The sequence below is a fragment of the Porphyrobacter sp. TH134 genome (genome assembly GCF_002855495.1).
Classification (GTDB): Bacteria; Pseudomonadota; Alphaproteobacteria; order Sphingomonadales; family Sphingomonadaceae; genus Erythrobacter.
In genome coordinates this window covers 1-1,138 of sequence record NZ_PKRO01000103.1, presented here as the reverse complement: position 1 = coordinate 1,138, position 1,138 = coordinate 1, and the positions used below count along the sequence as shown (strand labels likewise).

Below are 1,138 nucleotides of genomic sequence, written 5' to 3'. Positions count from 1 at the left end.
GGTGGTGTAACTTCACGTCTGGAAATTCGTTTGGAGTTTGGTCTTTGAGCCCTTGCCGGGGCATGGCCCCGGCAAGGGCTGTCCGATCTGGTATTCCATGGAGTTGAAAACCCACCATGGAGAAGCGGGAATGGACGGATTGAAGGATAGCGCGATTGAGGCGATCTTGGAACAGCTGATCAAAGAGGGTCCCAACGGGGTTGCTCCTGCCTTTGCCAGCCTGTTCGAGCTGGCGATGCAGATAGAGCGCGAGCGTTTCCTGGGCGCAGGCCATTACGAGCGCACCGACGACCGGCGCGGCTATGCCAATGGCTACAAGCCCAAGCGGCTCGATACCCCGGCAGGCACTGTGACGGTGCGCGTGCCCAAGAGCGCCGGGCACGCTGATGAGCCCTTCTACCCGCAGTCGCTGGAACGCGGCCAGCGCTCGGCCAGGGCGATCATGCTGGCGGTGGCCGAGATGTACATCAAGGGCGTCTCGACCCGCGAGGTCGAGGCGGTGATGCGCGAGTTCGGTATTGAAAGCCTCTCCTCTTCCCAGGTCAGCCGTGCCGCTGCTCTGCTCGATGATGAACTCGAGGCATGGCGTAACCGGGAACTGGGCGAGATCCGCTATCTCATCCTCGACGCCCGCTACGAGAAGATGCGCTCGGGCGGTGTCGTGCGCGATGCCGCCGTGCTATCGGCGATCGGGATCGGGCCTGACGAGCGCCGCCGGGTGCTGGGCGTCTCGGTGGCCTTGTCCGAAGCCGAAGTGCACTGGCGGGCCTTCCTCGAAAGCCTCGTCCAGCGCGGCATGCGCGGGGTCCAGTTCATCGTCTCGGACGATCATGCCGGCCTGCGCGCTGCACGCCGCGCCGTGCTCGGCGGAGCCGTCTGGCAGCGATGCCAGTTCCACCTGGCGCAGAACGCGATCCATCACGCGCCCAATGCGGCTACCCGTAAACGGATCGGCGCGCAGCTGCGATCGGTCTGGAACGCCGATACCGCCGACAAGGCACAGACCGAACTGGTCACCTTGGTCGCCAGCTACCGTGAAGCCGCGCCAAAACTGGCCGCATGGCTCGAGGACAATATCCCCGAAGGCCTCGCCGTCTTCGCTCTGCCCGAGCACCATCGCCGCAGAATGCGAACCTCC

1 protein-coding gene is annotated in these 1,138 nt (G+C 64.5%); it reads left to right on the top strand.

Translation table 11 applies throughout. From position 1 onward, the window contains the following. Nucleotides 1-130: 130 nt before the first annotated feature. Nucleotides 131-1,138, top strand: a 1,008-nt coding sequence (locus C0V72_RS16120) for an IS256 family transposase (protein ID WP_199797817.1), incomplete at its 3' end; no start/stop codon positions are given.